Raw genomic sequence first — 26,926 nt, forward strand, 5'->3', positions numbered from 1 at the left:
AGGTTCATTCGGCCGTCCCCCAGCGCCAGATCACATCCAGCGACACGCGGTTCTCGCGTCGCCCGTCATAGACCGGCCTGGACCACGACACGCCGTATTCCAGCCGGTTACTTTCGGCCGGTGCCCAGCGATGTCGATAGCTGATCGCCGGCACGATCGAGGTGCCATAGCCTTCCTGCCAGTACGGCCCGACGGTGACGTCGAGGATCTGGCGGAACTCGCGCTCGTAACGGCGCCAGCCGATATGATCCAGACGCACGCCGAACGCGGCCGAGGCATCGCGCGAGGGATTGAAGTAGGCCGCGTCCGCGCCGTCGGAGCCGCGGCTGGTATAGACCGACGCCAGCCCGTCGACCAGCAGATGCGGCTGGCTCGACAGGCGCTGGCGCGCATCGATGCCGAGCTGGTCGCGACGGTTGCCGTCGTCGTAGCGGAAGTGGCTGAGCTTGGTCGCGATCTCGGTGGTATCGCTGGGCGCGTAGGTCGCGCCCACGCCAACGCTATTGGCCGTGATGCCGAGCCGACGGGCCTGCAGCGAGGCTTCCGGGTCGTTGGTCGTCGCCGCCACGGTGCCGGTCCAGGCATCGCTGAAACGCCAGTCGGCCTTGACTGCCACCGTGGTGGCGCCACGGTCGTAGCGATCGATGGCCTGCAGCGCATCGACCGAGACGCCCAGGCGGTCGTAGCGATAGCGGATGCCGGCGCCGACACCGCGATACCGCACGTGCTCGCCGCTGAGCGAGGCCCAGTCGTCGCGCGCCAGCAGCGCGGCGCGCCAGCGGTCGTCCATCAAGGGCGAATCGGCTTCCAGCAGCAGGCTGCCGTCGCGGCTGCCCAGCGGTGAATTGGAAGTGCCGCCTTCGCGCGCATCGCTGCGGCCGCGGCCGGCCTCGACGCGGAACTGCCAGCCACGCTTCAGGTCCAGCGCACGCTGCGCGCGCGGGCCGCGCAGGTCTTCGGGATACCGCGTGCGCAGGTCCGACAGGACCGCAGTGGCCTGGTCGGGCCGGTTGAGTGCGGTCAGCGCATCGACCTGGCCGAAGCGCGCATCGCGCTGGCGCGGGTCGAGGGTGAGCGCCATCGCGTAGCGCTCCAGCGCAGCCGATGGACGCTGACGCCGCGCTTCCACCGCGCCCAGCGCTGCCTGCAGCGCAGAGTCGGTCGGGCCGATGGCGATCAGCGCCCGCAACGCGCGTTCGGCTGAGGCGTTGTCCTGTGCGAACGAGCGCGCCATCGCCAGGGTCATGTCGGCACTGTATTTGTCCCAGTTCTCGTAACCGCGCAGCGCGCCTTCACGCCTGGGCCAGGCGGGTTGTTCGCGCGAGAGCTGTTCCAGCAGCGGCAGCGCGCGATCGAAACGTTCCTGCTCGATCCACGCGTACGACAGCAGGATCCGCGCGTTGACATCGCCCGGGCTGGTCTTGAGGTACGTCAGCAGCACCGCGCTGGCGTCTTCCGGCCGGCGCAGCGCCATCATCGAATCGGCGACGGTCGGCAGGATGTAGGCCGGCACGTCGATCTGATCGCGCTTGAGCGCGTCGTAGCCGTCGATGACCTCCTGGTGCCGCTGCAGTTGATTGAGCGAGGACAGCGCATCGACCCGCAGGCGCGTGGCTTCCCACGTGGTCTGGCGCGGATGCTGGTCCTGCAGCTGGCGCAGCAGCGCCAGCGCGTTGCGCGTTTCCTTTTCGCGATCGACTTCATCGGCCGCGTAGGCCGTGCCCCAGCGGATGCGATGGGCGATGCGGTCGTCTTCGACCTTCTCGCGTTCGTAGGTCGCGAAATCCTCGGGATGCGCCTGCATCAGCTGCCAGGCCTGCTGCGAGGCGCCCATGTCGTCCAGGGTCAGCACCTGCAGGCGCAGGGCACGGCGATTCCCCGGGTCCTGCGCGAGCAACGTCTGGATCGCCTGCAAGGCATCAGGGAAGCGCTGCGCCTTGCGCAGCTCCTCGATGGGGAAGAACGGATCGTCCGGTTGCGTCGTCTCCGCCTGGGCCTGGGCGATGAAGCCCATCAGCGCCAGGGGGAGCAGCAGGTTCAGCGGCCGCAAGCGGGACGTGCCGGGATGCGGCGAATAAGGGACAGGCAGGTGTTCAAAATCATGTTGCAGACACACTCAATGCGAGACGGGGGCATCGCTTTGTGTGGCGCAACATGACGGCGCGTGTGTTCAGGGGATGTATTGAATCGCTAACTTTCTGAACATCCCAGTCATGTTTTGCGCTGCGATCGCCGATGAATGACGCCATCAGGCATCGCACTGGATCGGGCAGCGCATCGGCGAGCCATGCATGCGTCATCGCATGGTGCAGCTCGATCTTTTCAGCATATGTCCGTCACGAAAAACCCCGGTGCATTGCTGCACCGGGGTCGACGACTCAGGTCATGCACCGCGGCTCGGTGTTACTGCACCGAGAACTCCACCGGCACCTTCACCGCAGCGGCGACGGCCTTGCCATTGCGCATGGCCGGCTCGAAGCGCCAGTCGCTGGCGGCCTTCAACGCGGCGCGATCCAGGTCGCGGTTGCCGCTGCGCTGGGCGATGCTGATCTGCGAAGGCTCACCTTGCGGATCGACCTGCACATCCAGCGTCACCGTGCCAGCGGCGCCGGCACGCAGCGCGCTCGGCGGGTACTTCGGCTGGGCCATGCCGGCCATCAGCGACGGCGCGCGATCGGCCACAACGGGTTTCCTGCTGGCGGTCTCCTTGCGTGCGGTCACCGCTTTGGCCGGCTTGCTGGCCTGCGCGCTCGCAGCGGCATCGGCTTCGGCCTGAGTGGAGGTGGTCGTATCGGCGGTCATCGGTGCCTGGCTTTCTCGGTTGCTGCCAAACCACCAAACGCCGGCGACGAGCACCGCTGCAATCAGCAGCAGCCACAGGAGCGGGCTGGTGGGCTTGTCCTGCTGCGTCTTGGCATCGTGCTGCAGGTCTGCGTTGATCTCGGTCTGCGATCGGGACATGGGTGTCTCCTTGCATCAGCGCCGGGTGGCGTGTGGCAGGAGTGTCGAGCGCATTTCGTTTTCATGACGTGACATGCAGGTAAAACGCGTCTGCACGGCGCCGGTGTGGTTCAGTGATGCGAAATCGCATTCACGCGGTGCATCTTCAGCGCTGCAGATTGAATTCCACCGGGATGTCGACCGTGCCGGCGACTGGCGCGCCATCGCGGATGGCCGGGGCGAAATGCCACTTGCGCACGGCTTCCATCGCGGCGCGATCCAGGTCGCGCGAGCCGCTGCGCTGGGTCAACGCCACACCGCCCGGATTGCCCTGCGCATCGACCTGGATGCGCACCATCACCGTGCCGGTTTCGCCACGACGCAACGCCGCCTGCGGATAGGTCGGCGGCGGGCTCTGGCCGTCGATCGGCATCGGGGTCACGCGGTCTTCCGGCGGTGCCTCGTTGGCAGCGGCCACGTTCGGCGCGGGCGCGCCGTTGGCGGCGTTTTCCGGGGAGTCTTCCAGCATCGGCTTGGGGAAGGCGCCGGTGCCGTCGCCGTTCTGCGCGGCGGCGGCTTGTGCCTGGGCATCGGCCGAAGGGGCCTTCATCCCGCTGGCGCTGTCCTGCGCGGTCATCGGCTCGGGCAGGGGATCGATCGCGGCGGCCTCGCCGGTCTTGTCGGCCGGCTTGACGCTGTAGAAGGTGTCGTCCTTGCGGTTGGACAACCACACGATCCCGAACAGCAGCAGCCCGGCCGCGAAGGCGCCCAGCGCGATCCACAACGCACGATGTGGCAGCCGGAAGGTGAAAGCGCGGGAGGGAGCACGTGACATGGCAGCAGCGGGGCGGGCAACGGGAGCCTGCGATTCTTGCACAGCGCGTCGGCGCGATCCCGACCGGCGGCTGGCTGTGAGGCGCTGCCGGGCGGAAAAGGCGATAATCCCGCGTTCTTCCACGCGCGACCTGTCCTTTCCCATGCTTGATCCCGTCCTGCTCCGCAACCAGCCCGCCGACCTTGCCCAACGCCTGCGCGATACGCGCGGCTTCGATCTGGACGTGTCCGCGCTGGAATCCCTGGAAGCACGCCGCAAGCAGCTGCAGGTGCGCACGCAGGAGCTGCAGAACCTGCGCAACACGCGCTCCAAGGCGATCGGCCAGGCCAAGGCCAAGGGCGAGGACGTTGCGCCGCTGATGGCCGAGGTCGCCGGCTTCGGCGAGGAGCTGAAGGCTTCGGAGATCGAGCTGGATGATCTGCGCGCGCAGATCGACGCGATTGCCATGGCCATTCCCAACCTGCCGCACGCCAGCGTGCCGCCGGGCGAGGACGAGGCCGGCAACGTCGAGCAGCATCGCTGGGGCACGCCGCGCAACTTCGACTTCGGCGTCAAGGATCATGTCGAACTCGGCGCGCGCAACGGGTGGCTGGACGGCGATACCGCGGCCAAGCTCTCCGGCGCGCGGTTCACCGTGCTGCGCGGCCCGGTCGCGCGCCTGCATCGCGCCCTGGCGCAGCTGATGCTGGACCTGCACACCGGCCCGCACGGCTACCAGGAAACCAACGTCCCGGTGATCGTCAACGCCGAGTCGATGCGCGGCACCGGCCAGCTGCCCAAGTTCGAGGACGACCTGTTCTCGACCGAGGTCAACGAAACCAAGCGTTACCTGATTCCGACCTCGGAAGTGCCGCTGACGAATATCGTCCGCGACAGCATCGTCGAAGACGCCGCGCTGCCGCTGCGCATGACCGCGCATTCGATGTGTTTTCGCGCCGAGGCCGGCAGCCACGGCCGCGATACGCGCGGCATGATCCGCCAGCACCAGTTCGAGAAAGTAGAGCTGGTCGCCATCAGCCGTCCGGAAGAAAGCTACGACGAGCACGAGCGCATGACCCGCTGCGCCGAGGTTGTGCTGGAAACCCTCGGCCTGCCGTATCGCCGCATGCTGCTGTGCTCGGGCGACATGGGGTTTTCGGCCGCCAAGACCTACGACCTGGAAGTCTGGCTGCCCTCGCAGGATACCTACCGCGAGATTTCCTCGATCTCCAATTGCGAGGATTTCCAGGCCCGCCGCATGCAGGCGCGCTGGCGCAACCCGGCCACCGGCAAGCCCGAGAGCGTGCATACGCTCAACGGTTCGGGCGTGGCCGTGGGTCGTTGCCTGATCGCGGTGATGGAGAACTACCAGCAGGCCGACGGCAGCATCGAGGTGCCCGAAGCGTTGCGTCCGTACATGGGCGGCATCGAACGCATCGCCTGAGTCGCGATTGGCCCACGGGCGGGGTGGTGAATCCCGCCCGATTTGGTCTGTTTTCGTTGCGCGGGCAAACATGTGGGTGTTAAATAGCCTGAATCGTTCCAGATTCGGGATGGCGCCATGCAAGACCTCAACGACCTCTATTACTTCGCCATGGTCGTGGACCACGGCGGCTTTGCCGCGGCCGAGCGGGCGCTGGGTATTCCCAAGTCGCGCCTGAGCCGGCGCATCAGCCAGCTCGAAACCGACATGGGCGTGCGCCTGCTGCAGCGCTCGACGCGTCGCTTCGCAGTCACCGACGTGGGCATGAGCGTGCATCGCCACGCCCAGACCATGCTGGCCGAGGCCCAGGCCGCACGCGAAGTGGTGGATCGCCTCTCGGCAGAGCCGCGCGGCGTGGTCCGCGTCAGCGTGCCGGTCGCGGTGGCGCAGATGCAGCTCCCCAAGATCCTGCCGGCCTTCCTGGACAAGTACCCCAAGGTCCGCCTGCAGCTGCACGTCAACAATCGCCGCGTGGACATCATCAACGAGGGCTACGATATTGCCCTGCGCGTGCGCGCCAAGCTGGATGACGATGGCAGCCTGGTGATGCGCAGCTTCGGCCAGATCCAGGAACTGCTCGTCGCCAGCCCCAAGTACCTGCAGCGTGCCGGCCGTCCGCAGACGCCGGAAGACCTCACCCAGCACGTCACCATGTCGATGAGCGAGGACGAAGCGCGCCAGCGTTGGGAACTGCACGGGCCGGAAGGTGAAGTGCGCCGCGTCGAGCTGCAGCCGCGCCTGGCCGGCTTCGACTTCCCGCTGCTCAAGGCGATGGCCAAGGACGGTTACGGCATCACCATGCTGCCCGAGACCGTCTGCGCCGATGCCGTGCGCAGCGGCGAGCTGGAAGTGGTGCTGCCGGAATGGTCGCTGCCGCAGGGCATCTGCCACGCGGTATTCGCCTCGCGTCGCGGCCTGCTGCCGGCCGTGCGTGTGTTCATCGATTACCTGGCTGAACACCTGCCGCAGCAGATCGAGGATTCGCGCCTGGACTGCGGTGGCAAGTGCGTGGACCGCCTGGTGGAGCTGGGCCTGCGCCAGGCCTCGTGACCGATGCGCGCGCAGGGCAGTGCACCTGCGCCGGCCACATGCGAGAATGGCAACGCCCGGCGAGCAATCCCGGGCGTTGTGCTTTCCCGCCGCGCCTCGCTGCCGCTGGAAGCTCCCCGGAGAGATGGCCGAGTGGTTTAAGGCAGCAGTCTTGAAAACTGCCGTAGGTGTAAGCCTACCGTGGGTTCGAATCCCACTCTCTCCGCCAGATCAGCAAAAAGCCCCTGCATGCAGGGGCTTTTTCTTTTGCGTTGAAACGGGTGATCAGCGGCCGGTGGTGGCCATCAGCTGCGGCGGGTAGCGGTCGCCCTCGATCTTGATGGCGGCCGCAGCGTTCTCGATCTCGCCCAGGTCGGCCAGGGTCAGCTCGACGTCGGCGCCGCGGAGGTTTTCTTCGAGGCGATGCAGCTTGGTGGTGCCGGGGATCGGCACGATCCAGGGCTTCTGCGCCAGCAGCCAGGCCAGCGCGATCTGGGCGGGCGTGGCCTGCTTCTTCTGTGCGATGTCCTGGATCAGCGCAATCAATGCCTGGTTGGCGGCCATCGCCTCGGGCGTGAAGCGCGGCAGCAACTTGCGGAAGTCGCCTTCACTGAGCTGCGTGTCCTTGCCCATCGCGCCGGTGAGAAAGCCCTTGCCCAGTGGGCTGTAGGCGACCAGGCCGATGCCCAGCTCCTCGCAGGCCTCAAGAATGCCGTTGCTTTCCGGGCCGCGCGTCCACAGCGAGTACTCGTTCTGCAGCGCGGCCACCGGCTGCACGGCGTGGGCGCGGCGCACGGTCTGCGCACCGGGCTCGGACAGGCCGAAGTGCTTGACCTTGCCTTGCGCGATCAGGTCCTTGACCGCGCCGGCGACGTCCTCGATCGGCACGTTCGGGTCGACGCGATGCTGGTAGAACAGGTCGATGGTCTCGATGCCCAGGCGCTTGAGCGAGGCATCGGCGACCTCCTTGATGTGCTCGGGACGGCTGTTGAGGCCGGCCATCTTGCCGCCTTCGATATCGAAGCCGAACTTGGTGGCGATCACCACCTGGTCACGGATCGGCTTGAGCGCCTGGCCGACGATCTCCTCGTTGGTGAACGGTCCATAGACCTCGGCCGTATCGAAGAAGGTGACACCGCGCTCGACGGCATCGCGGATCAGCTTGATCGAGGCCTGGTCTTCGAGCGCATGGCCATAGCTGAAATTGAGGCCCATGCAGCCGAAGCCGATGGCCGAGACTTCCAGGCCGCTGGTGCCAAGTTGACGGGTTTTCATGCGCGGACTCCGCTACGTATTGGGTGATTCCAAATTAGCAACGCAGGCGCGCGTTGATTAGCTGGCCACCCATGCATGTGGTTAGAAACGCCGCTCATGGATGGCGTGCGCCTTGTCGACGCCACGCTCACACCACGGCAGGCAGCGCGTCTTCCTCGACTGCGTAGCGGATCCAGACCATGCCGCCATCGAGCGTCTTGGTGGCGAGGTGGCGCAGCACCTGGCCTTCGGCCGGGCGCGTGGAGGCCTCGCCCTGGTATTCGAAGATGCTCGGCATGCCGGCCAGGCCATCGATGCCCGGATACACCAGCAGGCTCATCTGGTCGATCAGGCCGGCCTGCAGGAACGCGCCGTTGAGGCGCGCGCCGCCTTCCAGCAGCAGCGTGCGCACGCCGAATACGCTGGCCAGCGTGCGCAGCGCGGCGTCCAGGTCGTTGCCATCCTCACCGGCAAACAGATACGAGATGCCCTTTGCGCGCAGGCGCGCCAGATAGCGCGCTTCAACGTGGTGCCCGAGCACGGCGACGATGTGATCGCCATCGGCGTGATCGACGCTGTAGTCGAGCCGGCCCTTGCGGTCGAACACCACCGCCACGCGCGGCTCGGTCTTGTTGGCCACGTGCGGCAGGCTACGTGGTTGTGCCCCCAGTGCGAGGTGTGGCTCGCCGCGGGTGATGCCACGGAACTCGGCCATCGTGCGACTGCCGACCATGAGGCCATCGGCCTCCAGGCGCGTGCCGACCTGCGCGTAGTGGCGCGGCACGATGTCCGGATCGATGCCACTGGCCGGCGGGGTCCAGCGATCGGCCAGCAGCCGTCCATCGATGGAGCTGACCATGTGGCAGATGATCTTGGGGCGCATGGGCAGGTCTCGTCAGGAAGCGTGCGCTTAGGACTCGCTTGCGCGCGAAGCGAACACCGACTGGGCCACCGGCACGGCCGACATCGCGCGCGGCCAGCCCGCGTAGACCGCCAGATGGGTGATGACTTCGCCGACCTGGGCCTGGCTCAGGCCGTTGTCCATCGCGCGGTTGAGGTGGAACGGCAGCTGCTCGGCCTGGCCTTGCGTGATCAGCGCGGCAACAGTCACCAGGCTGCGATCGCGTGCGGTCAGATCGGGACGACGCCACAGGTCGGCGAACAGCACTTCATCGGTGTAGCGCGCAAGCTCCGGCGCGAGCGGTGCGACGTTGTTCGCGACGGTCGCGGCACGCTTGGCTTCAGCCGCGGCATCGACCGGCAGCAGCGCAGCGTCATGGACGTTGATGCTGGACAGATCGATGCCGCGTTCGGCAAAGACGTCCTTGGTCACGCCGACCGCGGACATCGCATTGGGCCAGCCGGAATAGAACGCCAGGTGCGTGATCAGGCCGACGATCTCGCTCGGCTTCAGGCCATTGTCTAGGCCGAGCTTGAGGTGCGAAGGCAGCTGCGCGGTGCGGCCACCGGCCACCAGCGAGGACAGCGTGACCAGGCTGCGATCGCGCGGCGATAGGTCGGCCTGCTTCCAGTTCTGCCCGAACAGCACGTCCTGGGTGTAGTCGTACAACGAGGGCGCGACCTGCTGGACTTCGATCGGTGGCGACGGCGTTGTGCCGTTGGGCGTGGGCTCGGACTGCGGCGCGCCGGAGAGCGACATCGCGGCCAGCGTGGCGAAGAAGGGATGCATGGGGCGTACTCCTGAAAGTGGAGGAACCGGAATTCGATAGCGCTTCGCCGGCCGCGCATGGCGGCCAGCGAGCGCAGTGCGTCATGGACGACGCACGTGGTGGATCAGGCGGCGGCCGGCTGTTCCAGCGAGGCCATGTCGATCACGAAGCGATAGCGCACGTCGGACTTCTCCATGCGCGCGTAGGCCTCGTTGATCTGGTCCATGCGGATCATTTCGCAATCCGGCAGGATGTTCTTCTTCGCGCAGAAGTCGAGCATCTCCTGGGTTTCGGCGATGCCGCCGATCGGCGAGCCCGCCACGCGGCGGCGGCCCAACAACAGCGGCACAGTGCTGTGGCCTTCCATCGGGCCGACCTGGCCGACGATGACCAGCGTGCCGTCCACGTCCAGCAGCGGCAGGTACGGGTCCAGCGAATGCTTGACCGGCACGGTGTCGATGATCAGGTCGAAGTGCGAGGCAGCCTCGTCCATCGCGCCGTCGTCAGTGGAGACCAGCAGGCGGTCGGCACCCAGCGACAGCGCGTCAGCCAGCTTGTCCGGGGTGCGGCTCAGCACGGTGACATCCGCGCCCAGGCCGACGGCCAGCTTGACCGCCATGTGGCCCAGGCCGCCCAGGCCGATCACGCCGACGCGGCTGCCGGGCCCGATGTTCCAGGTACGCAGCGGCGAGTAGGTGGTGATGCCGGCGCACAGCAGCGGCGCGGCTTTGGCCAAGTCCAGGCCTTCGGGCACGCGCAGGACGAATTCCTCGCGCACCACCAGGTGCTTGGAATAGCCGCCCTGGGTGTTCTCGCCGGTGATGCGGTCGCGGCCGGCGTAGGTGCCGGTGTTGCCTTCACGGCAGAGTTGTTCCTCGCCGTTATGGCACTGGTCGCAGTGCTGGCAGCTGTCGACCATGCAACCGACGGCGACGTGGTCACCCACCTTGTAGTGGGTGACTTCGGGGCCGACTTCGATCACGCGGCCGACGATCTCGTGGCCCGGTACGATCGGGTAATAGCTCCAGCCCCAGTCGTTGCGCGCGGTGTGCAGGTCCGAGTGGCACACCCCGCAATAGAGGACTTCCATCGCGACATCGTTGCCGCGCAAGGCGCGACGTTCGAAGGTGTAGGGGGCAAGCGGCGTGCTGTCGCTGTGGGCGGCATAACCGACGGTCTTCATGGATCAGGCTCCTGGGAAGGAAAGGGCGCATCGCGCTGAACGCCATCACGCGGTTGCATGCCAGATAGATGCACGCGTGTCGCGGTGGCCTGCGAGGCAGGGGAGAACGCCCTGCATGCTACGGAGCGCATCGCGCGGCATTAAGCGGCTGCGCCTGATTGGTGTCATGAGACGTCCTCATCAATGCGGTGCGCATTGGAGGTCATTGGCCGCTTCGACGAACTTGACGCCTACGTCATGCGAGCGTTGAAAAAATTCCTGAAATTCAAATCATTCCGGCAGTGTCGGAGTTCAACGCATCGCCTGGATGTGTGCAACTAGTTGCGAAAGATCCCCTCAAGGCGCTGGCGGCTCGTAGCGCAGGGCGTTGATGACCACCTTCAGCGCGCTCGATGACTGGCGGCGGCTGGGGTAGTAGGCGTAATAGCCTTCGAACACATCGCACCAATCATCCAGCACGCGTTGCAGGCGCCCGGCGGCGAGGTGCTCCATCAGCATGGTTTCGGGCAGGAAGCCCAGCCCGCCACCGGCCAGCGCGGCACGCAGGATCGCGTCGCTGCCGTTGAAGGTCCATTGGCCATCGACGCGGACCTTCACTTCCTCGCCGTCCTTCTCGAAATCCCATTGCAGCAGGCCGCCGTGCGTGGGCAGGCGCAGGCCGATGCAGTTGTGCTGGGCCAGGTCGGCCGGATGCAGCGGCGGCGCGTGCTGGGCGAAGTACTCCGGCACCGCGACCACGGCCATGCGCTGCGGCGGGCTGATCGGCACGGCGATCATGTCCTTGGCGATGGTGCCGCCGAGGCGGATGCCGATGTCGTAGCGCTGGGCCACGATATCGGCCAGGCCGTAGTCCACGGTCATCTCGACCTTCAGGTCCGGGTATTGCGGCAGCACCTTGGACAGCTTGGGCCAGAGGTAGTGCTTGGCCGCGTGGCCGGCGGTGGTAATGCGCACGGTGCCGGCGGGGCGATCGCGGTATTCGGTGATCGCCGACAGCTCCGACTCGATCTCCTCGAAGCGCGGCGCTAGGGTTTCGAACAGGCGCTCGCCGGCCTCGGTCATCGACACGCTGCGCGTGGTGCGGGTCAGCAGGCGGATGCCCAGGCGCGCTTCCAGCGCCCGCACGGTGTGGCTCAGGGCCGATTGCGAGAGGCCCATCTGGGCCGCGGCGCGGGTGAAACTGCCTTCGCGCGCGACGGTGACGAACACCATCAGATCGTTGAAATTCTCGCGAGCCATGATGAACGCACCAGATCACTGCATGAGATTCATGCCTGCTCATCATGAGTCACGGCCGCAACGCCTTCAATGGCGGGCGTTACGCGATTGATGAGCGGGGCTTCTAGGACCATGCGAAGTGCGCCGGCTAGTGGCGGGCACGGCGCGCGCCTAGATTGGGGCCATCCCGTATTGGAGGTCTCGCCCATGAATCTGTTTGCCATGTCACTGTCGATGATGGCTGCCGCCGCGCCGATCGAGCGCGCCGCGGAGGACACCACGCCCGTCACCGTTACCCGCGTCGGCACGGCCGCGTCGGTGGCTGGCTCGCCGGATTACTTCACCGGCACCGTGCGGGTCGATGCGCCGTTCAAGGGCAACGGCGAGGCGCGCGCCGCCGGCGCGACCGTGACCTTCGAGCCCGGCGCCCGCACCGCATGGCACACCCATCCGCTGGGCCAGACCCTGATCGTCACCAGCGGCGTGGGCCAGGTGCAGGAATGGGGCAAGCCGATCCAGGAAATCCGCGCCGGCGATACGGTGTGGATCCCGGCCGACGTCAAGCACTGGCATGGCGCGAAGGAGACGGTGGCGATGAGCCACATCGCCATCGCCGAATCGCGCGACGGTTCGCCGGTGACCTGGATGGAACAGGTCAGCGACGCGCAGTACCGCGGGCAGTAAGCACACCGCTTCAGAAGGAATCCGACATGCAGGACAACAACCTCCACGGCAAGGTCGTGGTCATCACCGGCGCCAGCAGCGGCCTGGGCGAAGCCACCGCACGCATGCTGGCCGCGCAGGGCGCGGCGGTCGTGCTGGGCGCGCGCCGCGAGGATCGCTTGAAGGCGCTGGTCGAAACGCTCGTCGCCGCAGGCGGCAAGGCGAGCGCCCTGGCCACCGACGTGACCGACGCGGCGCAGGTACAGCGGCTGGTGGACCACGCCATCAAGGTGTTCGGCACGGTCGATGTGATCATCAACAACGCGGGCCTGATGCCGCAGTCCCTGCTGGAGCGTCGCAAGCTCGAAGACTGGGATCGCACCATCGACGTCAACATCAAAGGCGTGCTGTACGGCATCGCCGCGGTGCTGCCGCACATGCAGGCGCGCAAGTCCGGCCACATCGTCAACGTGTCGTCGGTCGCCGGCCATAAGGTGCGCGCGGGCGGCGCGGTGTATTCGGCCACCAAGCACGCGGTGCGCGTGATCTCCGAAGGCCTGCGCCAGGAGGTCAAGCCCTACAACATCCGCACCACCGTGATCTCGCCCGGCGCAGTCGATACCGAGCTGCCCGATAGCGCCACCGAAGCCGACGTGCGCGAGAACATGCGCAAGTACTACGCCGACGTGGCGATCCCGGCCGATTCGTTCGCGCGTGCGGTGGTGTTCGCGCTGTCGCAGCCGGACGAGGTGGATATCAACGAAATCCTGTTCCGCCCGACGCGTCAGGAATATTGAGCGAAGCATGCGATGCAGCTTTGATCGTGCATCGCAGGCCATGCGAGGTCGCGGTCGCGACCTGCGGCGTTCAAGACGTCGCAGGTTTTGCATCGCGCACCGACGCGACGCCTGTTGCTCAGACGTACGGGCTGCAGCTGATCTGGTGCTTGCCCATCAGCGTTTCATCGTCGAACCAACCATCCGGCCCCGACACCGAGGCCAGTACGATCGGCCCATCGTGGTCTTCCATCACCAGCAGGCGTTCCAGGTGCATGACCACGTCCAGCTGCGCGCGGCGCAGCTCGGTAATGGCATGGAAAACCCGTTGATAGAGTGCGTCCGGTGAAACGCGATCTTCGCGTTGCGCGCAGCGAAACATGTAGGACGTCATTGAAATCCCCGGTCCACAACAGCTGCCCCCAGCGGTGCGAAGGTACTGGCAAACACGGCTGGGGCTAACGCCGTCTGTCGGCGAATGTTAGTGAAACGTGCAGGGCATTGATTTGTCTGCGCAGACAGATTGCTGAATGCGTGGCTCGCGCTTTCAGCGATCGCGTGACGTCGCCGAAATGCGCAATGCGGCGACTTCACGCACCCTGCCAGCACGCTTGCGCAAGCTGCCGCGCAGATCGGGCGATCGTCGCACCGGCGGGGAAGGGACATGCCACACGAACTATTCGATCTTGCGATGCCGTGGTGGGAGTTCGTCCTGCGTGCGATGGCCGTCTATATGGTGGTGCTGCTGATGGTGCGCCTGACCGGCAAGCGCGCCCTCGGCCAGAGCACGCCGTTCGACACGCTGGTGATCGTGCTGCTGGGCACGGCGGTGCAGAACTCGCTGATCGGCGAGGACACCTCGCTGCTCGGAGGCCTGCTACTGGCGGGGGTGCTGCTGGCGCTCAACTGGCTGATCGGCGTGTGCACCGCGCGCAGCAAGGCGCTGGACGCGCTGGTGCAGGGCAGGCCGGTCGTGCTGGCGCGCGATGGCGACATCGACTGGAAGGAGCTGGTCCGGCGCAACGTCAGCTATGCGGACTTCGAGACCTCCAAGCGCGAAGCCGATTGCCGCGACGATGCCGAGATCGACCTGGCCATCCTGGAAACCTCGGGCCGCATCACGGTGCTGAAAAAAAGGTCCTAGCCACGCGCTTGCCCTCATCTGGGGCCAGGGTTAGGCTCGCTCGCGGGGATGTACGTTCAGCGAGCAAGGGGATAGCAGGGATGACGATCCGGGTTTTTCTGGTGGACGACCATGCGCTGGTGCGCACGGGTTTGAAGATGATCCTGGCCGACCAGGACGATATGGAAGTGGTCGGCGAGGCCGACAGCGGCGAAGAAGCGCTGCCGATCATCCGCAAGCTCAAGCCGCACGTGGTGCTGTGCGATATGCACCTGCCGGGCCTGAGCGGGTTCGACGTGACCGACCGGATCGTGCGCGGCAACTACGGCAGCCGAGTGATCATCGTTTCGGTGCTGGAAGACGGCCCGCTGCCCAAGCGCGTGCTGGAGGCCGGTGCCTCCGGCTACGTCGGCAAGGGCGGCGATGCGGCCGAGCTGCTGCGCGCCGTGCGGGAGGTGTCCCGCGGCAAGCGTTACCTGGGCACCAATGTTGCCCACCACTTGGCGATGGCGGCGGTCAACGAAGCGAATTCGCCGTTCGACGATCTGTCGCCGCGTGAGCTGGAAGTGGCGATGCTGTTGATCCAGGGCCTGCGCCAGGAGGACATCGCACGCCGTCTCAGCCTGAGTCCCAAGACCGTCAGCACGCATAAGACGCGGCTGTTCCAGAAGGCGCAGGTGCAGGACACGGTCGCGCTGGCGCGGCTGGCCGCGCAGTACGGCCTGGTCGATCCGGCCAAGGTGGTCTGAGCGCGGCGCAGAGCTTCCTCACGTCAAAGAAAAAGGCGGCCATCGGCCGCCTTTTTTCATTTTTCATGCCCGCCCCGGCACGACCGGGGCGGGCGAGGGCGCCTGGACTCAGGCGCTGCGCTCGCTGTCGGGCTTGTCGCTGCCCGGCGCGTCATCGTCGTTGTTGGCTTCGGTCTCGCCCTGGGCCGGGCGCGGTGCGGACACCGGCTCGAACAGATGGCGGGTCACCGAACGCGGGGTGTCCGCATCGGCGGTGAAGAACAACGAGCTGCCCGCGGCGGCCGATGCGGCCGGCTTGGGCTTGGTCGCGACCGGTGCGGCTTCGGAAGTCGAAGCCTCGGCGGCCTGTTCGGCTTCGGCCTGGGCCGCAGATGGCGCGACCTCGGCTTCGACCAGCAGGTCCGGTTGGGCTTCGACCACGGCAGGCGCGGCGGCCTGCGGTTCGACGACCGGCGCCGGCACTTCGACTGCGGGTTCGATCTGGACCTCGGTGACAAAGGTCGTGACCGGCGTGGCTTCAGCCACCACCGGCACGATCTCGGCCTGGGCCTCGACTACAGACTGGTGTTCGGTCGATTCGGTCTTCACGACGACTGGGGCGATCTCGGCGACCGGTGCCGCCTCGGCGACCACGGCCGGCTCGGCCGCTTCAACCACCTGCGGTGCTTCGGCCTGCGGCGGAACAACAACCGGCGCCTGTTCGGCAACGGTTTCCACCGGTGCGGAGACCGGCGGCTTGGCTTCCACCGGCGCTTCGGCCTGGACCGGCGCAGGTGCGCGGGTCTCGGCCACGACGGCGTCCGCGACCACGGCGGTGGCGCTGGCGGCGGCTACGGCCGCGGTGCTGGCGGCATTGGCCTGCGCGCGCGGCTGGGCGGCGGGCTTGGGCGCGACCGGCTCGGCGTCGTCGAAATCGAACTCCGGCTGCGAAGACGACGGCACCACGACCGGTTCCTCGTCGCCGCTCAACTCGACGTCGTTCTGCTCGCCATTGGCGCCGGCGGTCTCGCCGTTGCCACGACGACGACGACGACCGCCGCGACGGCCACGACGACGACGCGGCGCACCGCTTTCGTCGACGCCATCGGCCTGGTTGCCGTCGCTGTCCTGATCGTCACCGTCATCGGCGTCGGCGTCAGATGCTGCAGCGTCTTCAACGACCGGCGGCTTTTCCTTGCGCGGCTCGGCGACCGGTGCGGCCTTGGCTTCGGCCTGGACCGGTGCCTCCGGCTGCTCGACAACCGCCGGCTGCTGCTGGACCTGATCGGCTTCCTGCACGGCCACGGTCAGCGCGGCGGCTGCAGTCACCGTTTCGATCGGCGCTTCGGCGGCCGGCTTCTGCGACTCGCGCGGCGGCTTGGGACCGCGGCCGCCCTGCTGCTGGCCGTCGTTCTGCGGCTTGGCCTTGGGCTGGTTCTGCTGCTTGGGCTGCTGGTTCTGCTTGGGCTGCTGTTCGCCACGGTTACGCGGCGGCTGGCCGTTGTTGGCCTGCTGCGCGGGCGCGGCGTCCTTGTCCTTGTTGCGGTTGTCGCGTTCGCCACGGCGCTGCTGGCCGTTCTGCTGGCCACCGCGGGCGTTGTTGCCGCTCTGGTTGCGGCCGCCGTCACGACGCTGGGCGTTGTTGCCGCCGGTGCCGCCACGGTCCTGACGTGCCGGACGGGCCTCGTTGCGCTGCGGCTGGGCCGGCGCGGGCGTCGGGGCTTCGACGCCACCGAATACGCGCTTGAGCCAGCCGACGACGCCGCCGACCGGGGCGGCTGCCACCGGCGTCGGGGCGACCGGGGCAGGCGCGGCTTCGACCGGGGCCGGGGCTTCGCGTTCCTGGCGGACCGGGGCGGGCGCGGCGTGCTTGACCGTGGTCACGGCCGGCGCGGCCGGGATGTTGAGCTGGGCCTTGGTCAGCGCATGCACCGGCAGCTTGCGCGGGGTGCCGCGCTGGTAGCTGGGCTTGGTCGACTCTTCGCCCAGCTCGTTCTCGCGCAGACGGGTGACTTCGTAATGCGGCGTGTGCAGTTGCTCGTCGGCCACGATGATGATCGGCGCATCGTGGCGCTGTTCGATCTCGCGCAGGGCGCTACGCTTTTCGTTGAGCAGGTAATTGGCGATTTCCAGCGGCGCCTGCACCAGGACCTGCCCGGTGTTGTCCTTCATCGCGTGCTCTTCGGCCACGCGGATGATCGACAGCGACAGCGACTCCACGCTGCGCATGCGGCCGTGGCCATCGCAGCGCGGGCACACGATCTGGCTGGATTCGCCCAGGCTCGGACGCAGGCGCTGGCGGCTCATTTCCATCAGGCCGAAGCGCGAGATGCGGCCCAGCTGGACGCGGGCGCGGTCGTACTTGAGCGCGTTCTGCAGGCGGTTCTCGACCTCACGCTGGTGCTTGGTCGAGGACATGTCGATGAAGTCGATCACCACCAGGCCGCCCAGGTCGCGCAGGCGCAGCTGGCGGGCCACTTCCTCGGCTGCCTCGCAGTTGGTGTGGAACGCGGTTTCCTCGATGTCGCCGCCCTTGGTGGCGCGGGCCGAGTTGACGTCGATGGCGGTCAGCGCTTCGGTCTGGTCGACCACGATCGAGCCGCCCGAGGGCAGGCGCACGTTGCGCTCGTAGGCGCCTTCGATCTGCGATTCGATCTGGAAGCGGTTGAACAGCGGGATGTCGTCGGTGTAGTGCTTGAGCTTGCGCAGGTTGTGCGGCATGACCTGCTGCATGAATTCCTGCGCGGTGGCGTGCAGTTCCTCGGTGTCGACCAGGATCTCGCCCACGTCCGAGCGCAGGTAGTCGCGCAGGGCGCGCACGATCAGGCGCGACTCCTGGTAGATCAGGAACGGCGCCGGCTTGGCCAACGCGGCCTCGGCCACGGCCTTCCAGACGCTCAGCAGGTAATCCAGGTCCCACTGCAGCTCTTCGGCGTCGCGGCCAACGCCGGCGGTGCGGATGATCACGCCCATGTCGTCGGGGATGGTCAGCGCGTCCATCGCCGCCTTCAGCGCGGCGCGGTCGTCACCCTCGATCCGGCGCGAGACGCCGCCGGCGGTGGGCGAGTTGGGCATCAGCACCATGTAGCGGCCGGCCAGCGAGATGAACGTGGTCAGGGCCGCGCCCTTGTTGCCGCGCTCGTCCTTGTCGACCTGGACCACCACTTCCTGGCCCTCGCGCAGCAGTTCGCGCAGGCCGGCCTTGTTGTGGTCGACGCCGGACTGGAAGTAGTCGCGGGAGATTTCCTTCAGCGGCAGGAAGCCATGGCGCTCGGCGCCATAATCGACGAAGGCGGCTTCCAGGGAAGGTTCGAGCCGGGTGATGCGGCCCTTGTAGATGTTGGACTTCTTCTGCTCTTTGGACGGCTGCTCGATATCGATGTCGTAGAGCGTCTGGCCGTCGACGATCGCCACGCGCAGTTCTTCTGCCTGCGTGGCATTGATCAACATACGTTTCATTGTTGCGTTCCTCGCGCTCTACCGCGCGACAAACGCCATGGCGTTCTTGCCTCTGGAACGTTCGGCCGCTTATCGCGCACAGCGCGAGTGGGCGGGTTGGAGCTTCCAGCGCTTCGACACCACGGCGAGCCGCGGGAGCGCTTGTTGTTGCTAGTCGGTACTACAGGACCGTCGGCTGCCCGGCCCAAAGGCCGGTCGTGCCGCGCGGGACGTGTTCAGCTCGGATGTCTGACGCACCCGGCGGGTGTCGGGGTCTGCCGGCGAGCCGCTAACATGGCCATCCCGAGGACGGTGGTCGCGCACTATGCCGGGCTTCGCGAGGAAAGCTGGGCTTCTGGCCCGTGGAGCAACTTCCCTGCGAAATCAAACCCTTATCTCGCAAGCCGAGTGTATCAGACAAGATGGACAAATGACTGCACCCCCACGCCCCGAAAATCCTGCCCCGCGCACCGCCGTTCGCACCGTCGTGGTGCCGGCCGACCGCGAGGGCCAGCGCCTTGATAATTTCCTGCTGGGCCAGCTCAAAGGCGCCCCGCGCAGCCTGGTCTACAAGCTGGTCCGCAGCGGCCAGGTCCGGGTGAACGGGGGGCGGGCCAAGGCCGAGCGCAAGCTGCTGGCCGGAGATGAGGTGCGGGTGCCGCCGGTCAATCTGGAGGAAACCGGCCCCGGTTCAGCCCCGCCGGCCGGCTTCCTGGCGCGGATGGAGGCGGCGATCGTGTTCGAGGATGCGCGCCTGCTGGTCATTAATAAGCCCACCGGCGTGGCCAGCCACGGCGGCAGCGGGATCAGCCATGGCGCGATCGAGACCATGCGTGCCCTGCGGCCCAACCAGCCGCTGGAACTGGTCCATCGCCTGGATCGGGACACTTCGGGCCTGCTGATCCTGGCCAAGAAGCGCTCGGCCCTGACCGAACTGCAGGCGCTGCTGCGCGAAGATGCCGGCCCGAACAAGGGCATCCGCAAGCGCTACCTGACCCTGCTGACCGGGCGGATGCCCGACGGCACCATGACCGTCGACGCGCCGCTGCTGGTCGGCCTGCGCCAGGGCGGCGAGCGCCACGTTCAGGTCAACGACGGCGGCAAGCCCAGCGTGAGCCACTTCAAGGTGCTGGAACGTCGCGGCGGCCAATCCTATTGCGAGGTCCTGATCGAAACCGGCCGCACCCACCAGATCCGCGTCCATGCCCAGCACATCGGCCACGCGGTGGCCGGTGACGACAAGTACGGGGATCCGGACGCCAACAAGCGCCTGCGCGAACAGGCCGGGCTGAAGCGGCTGTTCCTGCATGCCGCGTCGCTCGAGTTTTCGCTGGACAGCGGCCGCACGCCCTATGTTCTGAATGCGCCGCTTGCAGACGACCTGGCGGCCGCCCTGGACGCGCTGGCCTGAGGCCGGCGCGTCGTTCGGCCGTGCTTACTGCGCGGCCGGCTTCTTCTCGTCCAGCGAGAAGCAGGCGTCCGGGCGGACCTGCGGCGGCGGAAAGTTCACCGGCACGTTGATGGTCTGCGCGACCGCCTGCCCGCCGCGGGTGGCGGGCTTGAACTTCCAGGTCTTCACCGCGGCGACCGCCGCGTCGTCGAGTGAGGCAATGCCGCTGCCGCGGAACACGGTGACATCGGTCGGCGCGCCCTCGGTGCCAACGGTGACCTTCAGGGTCGAGGTGCCGCCGTTGCCGTTGCAGGCTGCTTCCATCGGGTACTGCGGCGGCGGGGTTTCCAGCGCGGTCAGTTCGGTGGCGGCCGGCGCGGCGGGCGCTTCGGGCTCGGCCTGCTGGCTGCAGCCGGCGGCGAGTAGGACGGCGGAGGCGCACAGGGCCAGGCGCAGCGGGCGGAGCAGGGACGTCGCGTTGTTCATTGATTGGGTTCCAGTGCCTGCGCCTTGGCGGCGCAGATGAAGTCGTTCTCGCTCAGGCCGCCCACGTCATGCGTGGAAAAACGCACCACCACGCGGTCGTAATGCACGCCGAGGTCGGGGTGGTGGTCTTCCCTGTGGGCGACCCAGGCCAGCGCGTTGACGAAGGCGAGGGTGCGGTAATAGTCGGGGAAGCGGAAGGTGCGGGTCAGCGCCTTGCCCTGTTCGGACAGGTCCCAGCCGGGCAGCTGCGGCAGGAGTTCGGCGATACGCGCCTGTCCCAGGCGATGTTCGGCGCCGCTGCGGGGCAGGCAGTGGGCAGCGGCAAGCGGGACGAGGTCGGACATGGTGGATCTCCTGCGGCGGACCGGTCGAACAGGCGGATGAACGTAGCATTCCGGCACGTGACTGCAGTGTTCTGACTGCAGGCCGGGCGGGCCGGTAGAATACGGCCATGATCCAGATCTCTGACACCGCCCAGACCCATTTCCGCAAGCTGATCGAGCGCGAGGCCACCGAAGGCCTCGGCGTGCGCCTGAGCGCCGTCGATCCGGGCACGCCGCGCGCCGATGCGCGGCTGGAGTTCGCCGAGCCGCGCGAGCTGGCCGGCGACGAATGGGCCGTGGACTGCGATGGCTTCACCGTTTACGTGGATGCGGCCAGCGTGCCGTGGCTCGATGGCGCCGAGATCGATTACGTCACCCAGGGCACCGGCAGCCAGCTGACCATCAAGGCGCCGCACATCAAGGGCAAGGCGCCGGCCGAAGGTGCTTCGCTGGTCGAGCGCGTGCGCTGGGTGGTCGAACATGAAGTTAATCCGCAGCTGGCCTCGCACGGCGGCCGCGTCGCAGTGCAGGAAGTGACCGGCGAAGGCGTGGTGTTCCTGCGCTTCGGCGGTGGTTGCCATGGTTGCGGCATGGCCGATGTCACGCTCAAGCAGGGCATCGAGAAAACCCTGCTGACCCGCGTCCCCGGCGTGACCGCGGTGCGCGATGCGACCGATCACGACACGGGCGAAGCGCCGTACATGCCGCGCGACGCGGCCTGACATTTCGCCGCCCCGGTGACGACTGCCACCGAGATCATCGCGTACCTGCTGCCGCGCAGGCCCAAGCCCGTTGTCGAACGCACCACCGGCCTGCCACACGGCTGGGGCATCTGGCTGCGCAACGCGCCGCAGCGCCATGGCCAGCTGACCTACGCGCCGATCGATGCGCTGGTGGCCGAACTGGCGCGGCGCCCGCACAAGCCGCCTGCGAAGGTGGCGCCGATGACGCGTTGGAGGGCGTTGCGCTCGCTGCTGTGGCAACACTGGGACCCGCCGCCGCGTGAGGAGCGCGGCACGCGCTGGCTTGGCGGCCTGGGCAGCCTGCTGCTGCACCTGGGATTCTTCGCGCTGCTGTTGTTGGTCAGCCTGATCACCATGCCAGCCCCGCCCGACGAAGAGGACGGCACGCGCGTGCAGCTGACCTTGATCGGCCGCGGCACCCAGGGCGAAGGCGGTGGCGCCGGGCCTCAGACACCGGACACCGGTGCGCAGGCGGCCGCGCCTTCTCAGCCCAGCAAGACGACAAGCCCGGCGCGACGCACACCTTCAGCTTCTGCCGCGCAGGCGGAAGCGACGGCTGCGAAGCCTGCAGAAGCGCCGCCGGCAACGCCGCCACCGCCCCAGGTCGCGCAGCAACCCGCGCAACCGGCGCCAGCCGCTGCGCCGGAACCCCAACCGACGCCCACGCCAACGCCGCCGGTCGAGCAACCGCTGCAGGTCACCGAAACCTCGCAGCCCACGCAGGATTTCGTGGTGCCGCCGGTCACGCCGCCGCAGATCCAGCTGCAGAGCCCGACGATCCAGATGCCGCAGACGGCCGCGCGGGTTCGCGAGGTCGAGGTGGTGCAGAGCCAGCAGCCGGTCGCCGTGCAGCAGGTGGCGCCGCGTCCGATGGACCTGCCGGCGACGGCCGCCGCCCAGCCGCAGGTGCGCCAGCGCGACATCCCGATGCCGGAAGAAGTCCAGACCGTACAGGCGCCGGCGCTGCAGGCCGTGCGCCCGAGCACAACGCCGTCGGAAGTCCAGCTGCGCGAGGCCACGCCGGCGCAGGCGCGTCAGCGAGAGATCCCGATGCCATCGGCGCCGGCCTCAGAAGCGGCCACCGCCTCCGCGGCCAACCCGGCGCAAACGAGCGAGGCTGCATCGTCAGCGTCGAGCGCTTCCAATACGGCGACTACCAAAGCCGAGCAGGGCCAGTCGACCCAAGCATCCAGCAGTAGCGCCAACACCGGCGCGCCGCCGTCGCCGGTCAGCGGCGGCCAGACCGCGGGCAGCCTGGCCAACGCGCGGGGTGCCGGCGCCAAACCCAGCGACGACTGGGGCACGCCCGGGCCGAAGACCGCCGATGACTGGGGCGCATCCAACAAAGCCAGCCCGGGCAACCAGGCCGGGGCAGGCGAGGGGTTGAAAGGCCTGTTCAACGCCGACGGCAGCACCAAATTGCCCGGCGACACGGCCGCAGGCAGCACGGTCAAACCCGGCGTGCCGGGCTCGCGCCAGCAGGCCAAGTTCGATGCCGACCGCGCCGGCAAATGGCTGGAGCGCCCGGCGTTCGGCTACGAGCCGACGATGTTCGACCGCTACTGGATTCCCGGCGGCACGCTACTGCAGGATTGGGTCCGTGCCGGCGTGAGCGAAATGGAGATCCCGATCCCCGGCACCAGCAAGCGCATCCGCTGCGTGGTCTCGGTGCTGCAGGCCGGCGGCGCCTGCGGGCTGTTCGATCCGAACAAGAACAATCAGCCCGCCACCGCGCGGCCGCCGCCGGACATCCCGGTCAAGCGCACGCCGATTCCCGAAGGCAGCTGAGCGCAGTCGCGCCTGGTGCGTTGATTTATCGCGTGGCGTTCGACGGCGCCGCGAGGGCGGCGGCGGGTTGCCGGGCCAGTTCGATGAACGCCCGCAGGTAGTCGACGGCGGTATCCGCCTCGCGTGCGCCCAGGTAGATCTGCTTGGGAATGCCGCGCGCGCCCAGCCGCACCGGCACGACCGCCATCCGGGTCGCGTACTCCTCGACCAGCCAGCGCGGCATGGCCGCTACGCCGCGGCCGCTGGCCACCATCTGCATCATGATGTCGGTGGTCTCGATGGACTTGTGCCGCCGCGGCGTGACGCCGGCCGGCAGCAGGAACTGGCTGTAGATGTCTAGGCGCTCGATATCCACCGGATAGCTGATCAGCACTTCGCGCGTCAGCTGCTGCGGCTTCACGTAGGCGACCGACGCCAGTGCGTGGTCCCTGGGCACCACCAGAACCTGTTCGTAGTCGAACACCGGTTCGAACGTCAGCCCCGGCTTGAACAGTGGATCAGGCGTGACCAGCAGATCGATCTCGTAGCCGAACAGCGCACCGATCCCACCGAACTGGAATTTCTGCTTGACGTCCACATCCACGTCCGGCCAGGCGGCCAGATACGGCGAGACGATCTTGAGCAGCCACTGGTAGCAGGGATGGCATTCCATGCCGATGCGCAGCGCGCCGCGCTCGCCTTGTGCGAACTGGCCCAGGCGTTCCTCGGCCAGGTCCAGCTGCGGCAACACCCGGTTCGCGACCGCCAGCAGGTACTGGCCAGCCTGGGTGAGGCGCAGGCTGCGCCCTTCGCGCAGCCAGACGTCGGTGCCCAGCTGCTGTTCCAGCTTTTTCATGCTGTGGCTCAAGGCCGATTGGGTCAGGTTGAGCACGCCCGCGGCGGCGGTCAGAGAGCCCTGCTGCTCGACCTGCTGGACGATGCTCAGATGGATGCGCTCAAGCATTCGGATGATTCAATTTCATGGATCCGTGAAATATCACCATTTTACTTCATGGAATGCCAGCCCTAGCATCCTTGGCGTCGGTCGCTTGCGGCCTTCGCAACTTGCTTGCCGCTCCCGCGTTGAGTGATGGCAGCTTCCCCTTCGTCGCATCGCGCCATGCCGCTCAGGTCGATCCCCATGCATCCACAATCGAAGCCACCGCTCCGCGTCGTCGCAGTCTCCGGCGGACTGCAGCGTCCCTCCAAGGCGACCGCGCTGGCCGAACACCTGCTGGAGCTGATGGCCGATCGAGTTGCCTGCCGGCCGCATCTGGTCGAACTGGGGCGTCTGGCACCGCACTTTTCTGGCGCGTTATGGCGTTCCCAACTGCCCAAGGCGGTGGAACGGGAACTGGCCGCGGTCGAACAGGCCGACGTGCTGATCGTGACGACACCGGTGTATCGCGGCGCCTACACCGGCTTGTTCAAGCATTTCTTCGACTTCATCCATCAGGACGCGTTGATCGATACGCCGGTCCTGCTGGCCGCGACCGGTGGTAGCGAGCGCCACGCGCTGATGATCGACCACCAGCTGCGGCCGCTTTTCAGCTTCTTCCAAGCGCGCACCTTGCCGCTAGGCGTCTATGCGACCGATCGGGATTTCGTGGACTACCGCCTGCACGACGAGGCGTTGATCGCGCGGACCAAGCTGGCGGTCCAACGCGCCATGCCGCTGATTGCAGCGACGCGGCCTGCCGCCGCGATCGTCACCGAAGAAGAGGTCGCGGCATGACGCAGGTCAGGCCATCGGCCGCTCAGTCCAGCGTCCGCATCCGCACCTGGAGGTGCACCCGGCTTTCAGTTCAGCAACAAGGCATCCACGCACCATGACGCAAGACTTCACCTTCAGCCTCAAGAGCCTCTGGTTCGATGAGGACTACCAGCCTGCAGACAGCACGCGCATCACGACCAACTTCGCCAATCTGGCGCGTGGCGCGCATCGCCAGGAAAACCTGCGTAACACCCTGCGCATGATCGACAACCGCTTCAATGATCTTGCCCATTGGGACAACCCTAACGGCGATCGTTACGCGGTCGAACTCGAGATCATCTCCGCCGAGATGCAGCTCGATGCGAACCAGGCAGGCGAAGGGTTTCCCCTGATCGAAATCCTGGTGCCGCACATCGTCGACAAGCAGACGGGTCAGCGTATCGACGGCATTGCGGGGAACAATTTTTCCTCGTACGTGCGCGACTACGACTTCAGCGTGCTGCTGCCGGCGCATAACCAGAACGCCTCTGCCTTCAGCGCGCCGGAAGATTTTGGCGACCTGCATGGAAAGCTGTTCAAGCACTTCCTAAACTCGGAGGCTTACAAGGCGCGCTTCAGGAAGTCGCCGGTCATCTGCATCAGCGCTTCAAGCAGCAGGACCTATCTTCGGACCGAAAACCAGCATCCGATCCTGGGCGTGGAATACAAGCAGGATGCTTCGTCCTCGACCGACCAGTACTTCGACAAGATGGGGCTACAAGTCCGCTACTTCATGCCGCCGCACAGCGTTGCACCACTGGCGTTCTATTTTCGCGGCGACCTGCTGGGCGATTACACGAACCTCGAACTGATCGCGACCATCAGCACGATGGAAACCTTCCAGAAGATCTACCGGCCCGAGATCTACAACGCCAATTCGCCCGCGGGCAACGTCTATCGGCCGAGCCTGAAACACCAGGATTATTCGTCGACGCGCATCGTCTACGACCGCGAGGAGCGCAGCCAGCTCGCGATCAAGCAGGGCAGGTTCACCGAGGAACATTTCATCAAGCCCTACCGCAACGTCCTCGACCAGTGGGCGGCCCGCTGTGCACTTTGATCAACAGGAACACACCGCATCCATCATGAAAAAAATGCTCCCCACTTCGACCGCCGGCAGCCTGCCCAAGCCTTCCTGGCTTGCCCAGCCCGAGAAGCTCTGGTCGCCCTGGAAATTGCAGGACGAGGGCCTGATCGAAGGCAAGCGCGACGCGCTGCGCCTGTCACTGCAGGAGCAACAACACGCCGGCATCGACATCGTCAGCGACGGCGAGCAGACGCGCCAGCACTTCGTCACGACCTTCATCGAGCACCTCGACGGTGTCGATTTCGAGAAGCGCGAGACGGTCCGGATCCGCGATCGCTACGACGCCAGCGTGCCGACCGTCGTGGGCGCGGTGAGTCGCCCGAAATCGGTCTTCGTCGACGATGCGAAGTTCCTGCGTGAGCAGACAAAGCAGTCGATCAAGTGGGCGCTGCCGGGTCCGATGACCATGATCGACACACTCTACGACGCGCATTACAAGAGCCGCGAGAAGCTCGCCTGGGAATTTGCCAAGCTCCTCAATCAAGAGGCCCGCGAGCTGGAAGCGGCCGGCGTGGACATCATCCAGTTCGACGAGCCGGCCTTCAATGTCTTCTTCGATGAGGTCAACGACTGGGGTGTCGCTACGCTGGAACGGGCGGTGGAAGGACTCAAGTGCAAGACCGCCGTGCATATCTGCTACGGCTACGGCATCAAGGCCAACACGGACTGGAAGCAGACGCTGGGCTCGGAATGGCGTCAGTACGAAGAATCCTTCCCCAAACTGCGGCAATCCAGCATCGACATCATCTCGCTGGAGTGCCACAACTCGCATGTCCCGATCGATCTCATCGAGCTGATCCGCGGCAAGACGGTGATGGTCGGCGCCATCGACGTGGCGTCCAACGTCGTTGAAACGCCCGAAGAAGTCGCCAGCACGCTGCGCAAGGCGCTCAAGTTCGTGGAGGCCGACAAGCTTTACCCGTCCACCAACTGCGGAATGGCGCCGCTGCCGCGCCAGGTGGCGAACGGCAAGCTGAAAGCGCTCGCTGCAGGCGCCGCGATCGTCAGGGCGGAACTTGCCGGCTAGCGCTCCACGACTGTCCACACGCCGCGGCATG

General features: G+C 66.9%; 25 protein-coding genes and 1 tRNA gene. 13 read left to right on the forward strand and 13 right to left on the reverse strand.

Going from position 1 to position 26,926, the window contains the following annotated elements:
* Window positions 1-4 precede the first annotated feature (4 nt).
* From pgaA to BMZ17_RS14280, 3 genes are all read right to left on the reverse strand, one after another.
* Complete coding sequence (gene pgaA / locus BMZ17_RS14270; protein ID WP_254775307.1) at window positions 5-2,050, reverse strand: poly-beta-1,6 N-acetyl-D-glucosamine export porin PgaA; 2,046 nt, start codon at window positions 2,048-2,050, stop codon at window positions 5-7.
* Between the two features lie 353 nt (window positions 2,051-2,403).
* On the reverse strand, window positions 2,404-2,961 hold the full coding sequence (locus tag BMZ17_RS14275; RefSeq protein WP_093139191.1) for an energy transducer TonB: 558 nt from the start codon (window positions 2,959-2,961) through the stop codon (window positions 2,404-2,406).
* 145 nt (window positions 2,962-3,106) lie between these two features.
* Window positions 3,107-3,775: an energy transducer TonB gene (locus BMZ17_RS14280; RefSeq protein WP_093139192.1), complete on the reverse strand. Its 669-nt coding sequence runs from the start codon at window positions 3,773-3,775 to the stop codon at window positions 3,107-3,109.
* 142 nt (window positions 3,776-3,917) lie between these two features.
* Between BMZ17_RS14280 and serS the strand changes: the two genes are divergently transcribed.
* The 3 genes from serS (at window position 3,918) to BMZ17_RS14295 (ending at window position 6,495) form a co-directional block, all read left to right on the forward strand.
* A complete protein-coding gene (gene serS / locus BMZ17_RS14285) occupies window positions 3,918-5,198 on the forward strand; it encodes a serine--tRNA ligase (protein WP_093139193.1) in 1,281 nt (426 codons plus the stop codon).
* 102 nt (window positions 5,199-5,300) lie between these two features.
* The gene (locus tag BMZ17_RS14290) at window positions 5,301-6,287 is read left to right on the forward strand and encodes a LysR substrate-binding domain-containing protein (RefSeq protein ID WP_093139194.1); all 987 of its coding nucleotides are present in this window, start codon (window positions 5,301-5,303) and stop codon (window positions 6,285-6,287) included.
* A gap of 118 nt (window positions 6,288-6,405) precedes the next feature.
* Window positions 6,406-6,495 (forward strand) — tRNA-Ser (locus tag BMZ17_RS14295).
* Window positions 6,496-6,551: 56 nt separating this feature from the next.
* Here BMZ17_RS14295 and BMZ17_RS14300 read toward each other — a convergent pair.
* The 5 genes from BMZ17_RS14300 to BMZ17_RS14320 form a co-directional block, all read right to left on the reverse strand.
* Window positions 6,552-7,541: an aldo/keto reductase gene (locus BMZ17_RS14300; RefSeq protein ID WP_093139195.1), complete on the reverse strand. Its 990-nt coding sequence runs from the start codon at window positions 7,539-7,541 to the stop codon at window positions 6,552-6,554.
* Window positions 7,542-7,668: 127 nt separating this feature from the next.
* Window positions 7,669-8,403: a RibD family protein gene (locus tag BMZ17_RS14305; protein ID WP_093139197.1), complete on the reverse strand. Its 735-nt coding sequence runs from the start codon at window positions 8,401-8,403 to the stop codon at window positions 7,669-7,671.
* A 27-nt stretch (window positions 8,404-8,430) separates the two neighbouring features.
* Window positions 8,431-9,210, reverse strand: coding sequence for a carboxymuconolactone decarboxylase family protein (locus BMZ17_RS21410; RefSeq protein WP_093139199.1), 780 nt, complete (start codon window positions 9,208-9,210; stop codon window positions 8,431-8,433).
* Between the two features lie 104 nt (window positions 9,211-9,314).
* Complete coding sequence (locus BMZ17_RS14315; RefSeq protein ID WP_093139201.1) at window positions 9,315-10,373, reverse strand: NAD(P)-dependent alcohol dehydrogenase; 1,059 nt, start codon at window positions 10,371-10,373, stop codon at window positions 9,315-9,317.
* 336 nt (window positions 10,374-10,709) lie between these two features.
* Window positions 10,710-11,612, reverse strand: a complete 903-nt coding sequence (locus BMZ17_RS14320) for a LysR family transcriptional regulator (protein WP_093139203.1) — start codon at window positions 11,610-11,612, stop codon at window positions 10,710-10,712.
* A 186-nt stretch (window positions 11,613-11,798) separates the two neighbouring features.
* Between BMZ17_RS14320 and BMZ17_RS14325 the strand changes: the two genes are divergently transcribed.
* Window positions 11,799-12,275 (forward strand): (R)-mandelonitrile lyase, encoded by a 477-nt coding sequence (locus tag BMZ17_RS14325; RefSeq protein WP_093139205.1) that lies wholly within the window; start codon window positions 11,799-11,801, stop codon window positions 12,273-12,275.
* A gap of 26 nt (window positions 12,276-12,301) precedes the next feature.
* Window positions 12,302-13,051, forward strand: a complete 750-nt coding sequence (locus BMZ17_RS14330) for an SDR family oxidoreductase (protein ID WP_093139208.1) — start codon at window positions 12,302-12,304, stop codon at window positions 13,049-13,051.
* A gap of 118 nt (window positions 13,052-13,169) precedes the next feature.
* Here the strand turns inward: BMZ17_RS14330 and BMZ17_RS14335 are convergent, their stop codons facing one another.
* Window positions 13,170-13,412, reverse strand: a complete 243-nt coding sequence (locus BMZ17_RS14335; RefSeq protein WP_175485595.1) for a hypothetical protein — start codon at window positions 13,410-13,412, stop codon at window positions 13,170-13,172.
* A gap of 282 nt (window positions 13,413-13,694) precedes the next feature.
* On the opposite strand from BMZ17_RS14335, the gene BMZ17_RS14340 reads away from it, so the two are divergent.
* Complete coding sequence (locus BMZ17_RS14340) at window positions 13,695-14,174, forward strand: DUF421 domain-containing protein (protein WP_093139213.1); 480 nt, start codon at window positions 13,695-13,697, stop codon at window positions 14,172-14,174.
* Window positions 14,175-14,254: 80 nt separating this feature from the next.
* The gene (locus BMZ17_RS14345) at window positions 14,255-14,902 is read left to right on the forward strand and encodes a response regulator (protein WP_093139216.1); all 648 of its coding nucleotides are present in this window, start codon (window positions 14,255-14,257) and stop codon (window positions 14,900-14,902) included.
* Between the two features lie 108 nt (window positions 14,903-15,010).
* Here BMZ17_RS14345 and rne read toward each other — a convergent pair whose 3' ends face one another.
* Window positions 15,011-18,331 carry a ribonuclease E gene (gene rne / locus BMZ17_RS14350; RefSeq protein ID WP_093139219.1) on the reverse strand — a complete coding sequence of 1,107 codons (3,321 nt, stop codon included), beginning with the start codon at window positions 18,329-18,331 and terminating at the stop codon, window positions 15,011-15,013.
* Window positions 18,332-18,749: 418 nt separating this feature from the next.
* Between rne and BMZ17_RS14355 the strand changes: the two genes are divergently transcribed.
* Window positions 18,750-19,730 (forward strand): RluA family pseudouridine synthase, encoded by a 981-nt coding sequence (locus BMZ17_RS14355; protein ID WP_093139221.1) that lies wholly within the window; start codon window positions 18,750-18,752, stop codon window positions 19,728-19,730.
* A gap of 24 nt (window positions 19,731-19,754) precedes the next feature.
* Here BMZ17_RS14355 and BMZ17_RS14360 read toward each other — a convergent pair whose 3' ends face one another.
* Together BMZ17_RS14360 and BMZ17_RS14365 are read right to left on the reverse strand one after the other, a co-directional pair.
* Complete coding sequence (locus BMZ17_RS14360; protein ID WP_093139224.1) at window positions 19,755-20,195, reverse strand: energy transducer TonB; 441 nt, start codon at window positions 20,193-20,195, stop codon at window positions 19,755-19,757.
* On the reverse strand, window positions 20,192-20,539 hold the full coding sequence (locus BMZ17_RS14365; protein ID WP_093139227.1) for a 4a-hydroxytetrahydrobiopterin dehydratase: 348 nt from the start codon (window positions 20,537-20,539) through the stop codon (window positions 20,192-20,194). Before BMZ17_RS14365 ends, BMZ17_RS14360 begins: the two co-directional genes overlap by 4 nt.
* Window positions 20,540-20,646: 107 nt before the next feature.
* Between BMZ17_RS14365 and BMZ17_RS14370 the strand changes: the two genes are divergently transcribed.
* Together BMZ17_RS14370 and BMZ17_RS14375 are read left to right on the forward strand one after the other, a co-directional pair.
* The gene (locus tag BMZ17_RS14370; RefSeq protein WP_093139230.1) at window positions 20,647-21,240 is read left to right on the forward strand and encodes an NfuA family Fe-S biogenesis protein; all 594 of its coding nucleotides are present in this window, start codon (window positions 20,647-20,649) and stop codon (window positions 21,238-21,240) included.
* 15 nt (window positions 21,241-21,255) lie between these two features.
* Window positions 21,256-23,049, forward strand: coding sequence for a hypothetical protein (locus BMZ17_RS14375; protein WP_093139233.1), 1,794 nt, complete (start codon window positions 21,256-21,258; stop codon window positions 23,047-23,049).
* A 25-nt stretch (window positions 23,050-23,074) separates the two neighbouring features.
* Here BMZ17_RS14375 and BMZ17_RS14380 read toward each other — a convergent pair whose 3' ends face one another.
* Entirely contained in the window at window positions 23,075-23,992 is a 918-nt protein-coding gene (locus BMZ17_RS14380) for a LysR family transcriptional regulator (protein WP_093139236.1), read from the reverse strand.
* Between the two features lie 177 nt (window positions 23,993-24,169).
* On the opposite strand from BMZ17_RS14380, the gene msuE reads away from it, so the two are divergent.
* From msuE to BMZ17_RS14395, 3 genes are all read left to right on the forward strand, one after another.
* Window positions 24,170-24,763, forward strand: a complete 594-nt coding sequence (gene msuE / locus BMZ17_RS14385; protein WP_093139239.1) for an FMN reductase — start codon at window positions 24,170-24,172, stop codon at window positions 24,761-24,763.
* A gap of 94 nt (window positions 24,764-24,857) precedes the next feature.
* Entirely contained in the window at window positions 24,858-25,841 is a 984-nt protein-coding gene (locus tag BMZ17_RS14390; RefSeq protein ID WP_093139241.1) for a DUF1852 domain-containing protein, read from the forward strand.
* A gap of 25 nt (window positions 25,842-25,866) precedes the next feature.
* A complete protein-coding gene (locus BMZ17_RS14395) occupies window positions 25,867-26,895 on the forward strand; it encodes a methionine synthase (RefSeq protein WP_093139244.1) in 1,029 nt (342 codons plus the stop codon).
* Window positions 26,896-26,926: the final 31 nt, after the last annotated feature.

Origin of the sequence: Pseudoxanthomonas sp. GM95 (genome assembly GCF_900109775.1) — a bacterium.
In the GTDB taxonomy this organism is placed as follows: Bacteria; Pseudomonadota; Gammaproteobacteria; order Xanthomonadales; family Xanthomonadaceae; genus Pseudoxanthomonas_A.

Coding starts and splice junctions, on each gene's coding strand:
- BMZ17_RS14390 (WP_093139241.1), top strand. CDS start 24,858: ATGACGCAAGACTTCACCTTCAGCCTCAAGAGCCTCTGGTTCGATGAG.
- rne (WP_093139219.1), bottom strand. CDS start 18,331: ATGTTGATCAATGCCACGCAGGCAGAAGAACTGCGCGTGGCGATCGTC.
- BMZ17_RS14325 (WP_093139205.1), top strand. CDS start 11,799: ATGAATCTGTTTGCCATGTCACTGTCGATGATGGCTGCCGCCGCGCCG.
- BMZ17_RS14320 (WP_093139203.1), bottom strand. CDS start 11,612: ATGGCTCGCGAGAATTTCAACGATCTGATGGTGTTCGTCACCGTCGCG.
- BMZ17_RS14345 (WP_093139216.1), top strand. CDS start 14,255: ATGACGATCCGGGTTTTTCTGGTGGACGACCATGCGCTGGTGCGCACG.
- BMZ17_RS14315 (WP_093139201.1), bottom strand. CDS start 10,373: ATGAAGACCGTCGGTTATGCCGCCCACAGCGACAGCACGCCGCTTGCC.
- BMZ17_RS14395 (WP_093139244.1), top strand. CDS start 25,867: ATGAAAAAAATGCTCCCCACTTCGACCGCCGGCAGCCTGCCCAAGCCT.
- BMZ17_RS14330 (WP_093139208.1), top strand. CDS start 12,302: ATGCAGGACAACAACCTCCACGGCAAGGTCGTGGTCATCACCGGCGCC.
- BMZ17_RS14365 (WP_093139227.1), bottom strand. CDS start 20,539: ATGTCCGACCTCGTCCCGCTTGCCGCTGCCCACTGCCTGCCCCGCAGC.
- BMZ17_RS14275 (WP_093139191.1), bottom strand. CDS start 2,961: ATGTCCCGATCGCAGACCGAGATCAACGCAGACCTGCAGCACGATGCC.
- msuE (WP_093139239.1), top strand. CDS start 24,170: ATGCATCCACAATCGAAGCCACCGCTCCGCGTCGTCGCAGTCTCCGGC.
- serS (WP_093139193.1), top strand. CDS start 3,918: ATGCTTGATCCCGTCCTGCTCCGCAACCAGCCCGCCGACCTTGCCCAA.
- BMZ17_RS14300 (WP_093139195.1), bottom strand. CDS start 7,541: ATGAAAACCCGTCAACTTGGCACCAGCGGCCTGGAAGTCTCGGCCATC.
- BMZ17_RS14355 (WP_093139221.1), top strand. CDS start 18,750: ATGACTGCACCCCCACGCCCCGAAAATCCTGCCCCGCGCACCGCCGTT.
- BMZ17_RS14305 (WP_093139197.1), bottom strand. CDS start 8,403: ATGCGCCCCAAGATCATCTGCCACATGGTCAGCTCCATCGATGGACGG.
- BMZ17_RS14380 (WP_093139236.1), bottom strand. CDS start 23,992: ATGCTTGAGCGCATCCATCTGAGCATCGTCCAGCAGGTCGAGCAGCAG.
- BMZ17_RS14360 (WP_093139224.1), bottom strand. CDS start 20,195: ATGAACAACGCGACGTCCCTGCTCCGCCCGCTGCGCCTGGCCCTGTGC.
- BMZ17_RS14280 (WP_093139192.1), bottom strand. CDS start 3,775: ATGTCACGTGCTCCCTCCCGCGCTTTCACCTTCCGGCTGCCACATCGT.
- BMZ17_RS21410 (WP_093139199.1), bottom strand. CDS start 9,210: ATGCATCCCTTCTTCGCCACGCTGGCCGCGATGTCGCTCTCCGGCGCG.
- BMZ17_RS14335 (WP_175485595.1), bottom strand. CDS start 13,412: ATGTTTCGCTGCGCGCAACGCGAAGATCGCGTTTCACCGGACGCACTC.
- BMZ17_RS14370 (WP_093139230.1), top strand. CDS start 20,647: ATGATCCAGATCTCTGACACCGCCCAGACCCATTTCCGCAAGCTGATC.
- BMZ17_RS14340 (WP_093139213.1), top strand. CDS start 13,695: ATGCCACACGAACTATTCGATCTTGCGATGCCGTGGTGGGAGTTCGTC.